This is a genomic window from Candidatus Goldiibacteriota bacterium, assembly GCA_016937715.1.
Classification (GTDB): Bacteria; Oederibacteriota; PGYV01; order PGYV01; family PGYV01; genus PGYV01.
Map to the genome: position 1 here is coordinate 1 of JAFGWA010000041.1, position 3,043 is coordinate 3,043.

General features: G+C 42.3%; 5 protein-coding genes. All 5 read right to left on the minus strand.

Annotation, left to right across the window (positions count from 1 at the left end):
* Window positions 1-139: 139 nt before the first annotated feature.
* Complete coding sequence (locus JXR81_04910; protein MBN2754190.1) at window positions 140-889, minus strand: hypothetical protein; 750 nt, start codon at window positions 887-889, stop codon at window positions 140-142.
* Window positions 879-1,346, minus strand: a complete 468-nt coding sequence (locus JXR81_04915) for a hypothetical protein (protein ID MBN2754191.1) — start codon at window positions 1,344-1,346, stop codon at window positions 879-881. The genes JXR81_04910 and JXR81_04915 overlap by 11 nt, the downstream gene beginning before the upstream one ends.
* Window positions 1,346-2,011, minus strand: coding sequence for a tRNA (adenosine(37)-N6)-threonylcarbamoyltransferase complex dimerization subunit type 1 TsaB (gene tsaB / locus JXR81_04920; GenBank protein MBN2754192.1), 666 nt, complete (start codon window positions 2,009-2,011; stop codon window positions 1,346-1,348). The genes JXR81_04915 and tsaB overlap by 1 nt, the downstream gene beginning before the upstream one ends.
* Window positions 2,011-2,481, minus strand: a complete 471-nt coding sequence (gene tsaE / locus JXR81_04925) for a tRNA (adenosine(37)-N6)-threonylcarbamoyltransferase complex ATPase subunit type 1 TsaE (protein MBN2754193.1) — start codon at window positions 2,479-2,481, stop codon at window positions 2,011-2,013. Before tsaE ends, tsaB begins: the two co-directional genes overlap by 1 nt.
* The coding region (locus JXR81_04930; GenBank protein ID MBN2754194.1) for a thiamine-monophosphate kinase at window positions 2,466-3,043 on the minus strand (578 nt) is incomplete at its 5' end. The genes tsaE and JXR81_04930, both read right to left, overlap by 16 nt.

Genomic DNA, 3,043 nt, shown 5'->3' on the forward strand with positions numbered 1-3,043 from the left:
AACCTACAGCTAATAACCTACAGCTAATAACCTACAGCTAATAACCTACAGCTAATAACCTACAGCTAATAACCTACAGCTAATAACTTGTAAACTGCAATTTGACACTTGTAACTTGTTACCTGTTACTTGTCAGCTGTTACTTAGCCTTATCAATGACTATTTTAACCGGATAGCTCTTATATCTTATCGTGATACGTTTATTAAAATATAGTTTCAGCCTGTCTCCCGGCTTCATATCATCCTGAGTCTTTTTATCCGTCAAAGTAAAACGGGTGGATCCATCGCACAATACCATATAAACTCTTTTATCAGCTGTTTTGATATAAAAAGGCCTTATGTAATCAGCCTTTGATTCCTCAGCTGAGGATTTGCCCTGTTCCGCCGCTTCCTTCTGCAGCGCGTCATCATTTTGCAGCTGCTGTGTATGGTATTTATTCTGAAGATACTCGTACTCATCAGATTCACTTTTTGGGCGGACTACGGTTCCCTTTAAAAAACCGGAAAGCAGATTCTGCCCTTCATCAGCCTGGCTGCTTTTTGTGGAACTATAAACGTCCCAGCTGTTATATATCTGTACCGTGGAAGCCAGCATGGCATTTGCATTTCTTGCGCCTTTTACAAGGACAAGCTGCCCTTCTTTTAAATCTAAAGGCGCGGCATTTTCCGTTGAATACATAATTGTATTTTCATCAAGGTAAAACTCCAGCGCGCCGGACTTCTTTCTTAAAATATATTTATCGCCGTCTTTTTTCTCTAAAGCCCCCACCTGCATGAATGTCTTTACAGCAGGCTCTTCAGGCGTTTTCTGCGCGGTTGTATTTTCAGCATATACCCCTTTGGAAAAAAGCACCATTACAAAAGCACAGATAATCAGTTTATTTTTCATTACTATCCTCCATATTGGAAATATTTTTTTCTGTCTTAAAACCAAACTCTTCATAACTTCCGGAAAATACAAAACCTGTAATCAGAGAAAAAGCGCAGTGTAAAAGTATTATAAAAAACGCCCTCTTATCGGCAAAACCGTATGCCGCGTAAAAATACCCGGCCTCCGGAAGCACCCTTAAAAGTATCAGTATGAAAGAAAAATTCAGCCCTTTCCTGAAAAAACCCCCCGGAAGGGCCTTATTTACCGTCTGGAACACTAATACAGCCGCAAAAGCGAATATAAGGTTAATCACAGCAAGCCATACCGGAGTTAACACCCTGTCCGTATCCTGCGGGAAACCCGGAAAACCGGTAGCTATCGCGTCCTTATACACCATATACAGAATTACCTCTATCGCGCCGGTGATAAGCCCTGCCGCCATTGCCGATTTAATCATAAGACGTATCTTCCCCATTATTTGTTCACCTTTTTTATGTGAATTTCCGCGTCTGACTGGCGTATGTAAAGCGGCGCCGCGGAATATACCGCCTGTCTGGAAGCCCGCTTTTTATTGTCCATTAACAGATTATTAAATGACTGCATGCTTATATGTTCCATAATAACTGTTTTACCTTTATTATTCTTTACGGCGTTTTCAAGCAGTTTTATATCACGCTCTAAAATATATATATCACACAACCCTTTCACTTCTTTTTCAATATTTTCCTTCGCGGTCAGTTCATATACCGCGGCGGCTTTTTTATAAACTCCCATATAAACTTCATTACGCCTTGCGTCAAGCAGCGATACTTTTTTCTCGCCCAAGCCTTCTCCCGTATATGCAAGAACATCAAGAGTTGAAACTCCAAAGTAAGCGGCGCCGCTTCCGTCAGCCAGCCCTTTTGCCACAGCCATCCCCACCCGTATCCCCGTAAAAGAACCGGGTCCAAGCGTGGCGCCATATACGTCAATTTCACAGGGCTTTAATCTTACCTTTTTTAACGCCTTTTCTATCATCCCCATTATAACCGCGTTGTAATGTTTCTCACTTTCAATATAACTTTCATAAAGGCAGCTGCGGTTTTCAAAAACCCCTATGCCAATTTCTTTGGTGGATGTGTCCAAAAGCAGTGACTTCATTATTTTTTTCCGCCTTTTTTTTCATAAAAAATTATCTCTCTTTTATTTCCGCCTTTATGTTTAATTTTCACTATATGGTCATAGATATCGGCAATCCGCATTACTTTTTCAGGCCACTCTGCCACGCAAATAGCCCCTTCATCGGCCGTGTAATCCCTGAAACCTATCCGTTCAAGCTCCGCGTGGCTTTCCAGCCTGTAAAGGTCAAAATGGTATATCTTCATTGTGGTTCCATAATATTCTTTCATTATATTAAACGTCGGGCTTATTACCGCTTTTCCGTCAGCGCCAAAAAATGACGCGACACCTTTGATAAAGTGGGTTTTTCCCGCGCCAAGCTCCCCGGATAATGCAAGCACATCATTTTCAGCAAGCCTTTGCGCATATTTTTTTGCAAGTTTAACAGTGGCCTCCGCCGATGCCGTTTCATGCTTTTCTGTTTCTATATAACCCTTTAAAAGTGATTCCATGTCTTTACAAAGGTCTCCTTTACTGTTTTATATCCTTTTTTAACATAAATGCCTTTTTTTGACAGCATAATTCCAACCTGAAAAAAAACAACCCCATAACCGGCCATAAACTCCGCAAACTTTTTCACTTTGTTTTCAGGAACAGTAAATAAAAGTTCATAGTCCTCGCCGCCGTACAGCGCGTAATCAGCGGCCGGTATTTTTGTTTTTACCGCATATGCCGCAAGTGACGTCGAGACCGGAAGTGCATCCGCATCTATCCGCGCGCCGGCGCCGCTTTCTTCGCATATCCTTGAAATATCGCTTATTAATCCGTCCGAAATATCCATGCACGACGAGACGCACTTTGACATTAAAAGAAGCCTGCCATACTCAAACCTTGGCCGCGGAGAGATGAATTTCTTCACAAGCTCTCTCTCATTATCTTTAATCTTTGTATTACCCTTTTTTTCAAGTATCCGAAGCCCGGCCGCCGCGCTGCCAAGGCACCCTGTTACAAATATTCTGTCGCCGGTACGCGCGCCTGACCTTAAAAGAAAACCGCCGTCCGCACGGCCTATTA

Excerpts from the sequence above, each read along its gene's own strand:
- JXR81_04910 (MBN2754190.1), bottom strand. The coding sequence starts at position 889 with ATGAAAAATAAACTGATTATCTGTGCTTTTGTAATGGTGCTTTTTTCC.
- JXR81_04915 (MBN2754191.1), bottom strand. The coding sequence starts at position 1,346 with ATGGGGAAGATACGTCTTATGATTAAATCGGCAATGGCGGCAGGGCTT.
- tsaB (MBN2754192.1), bottom strand. The coding sequence starts at position 2,011 with ATGAAGTCACTGCTTTTGGACACATCCACCAAAGAAATTGGCATAGGG.
- tsaE (MBN2754193.1), bottom strand. The coding sequence starts at position 2,481 with ATGGAATCACTTTTAAAGGGTTATATAGAAACAGAAAAGCATGAAACG.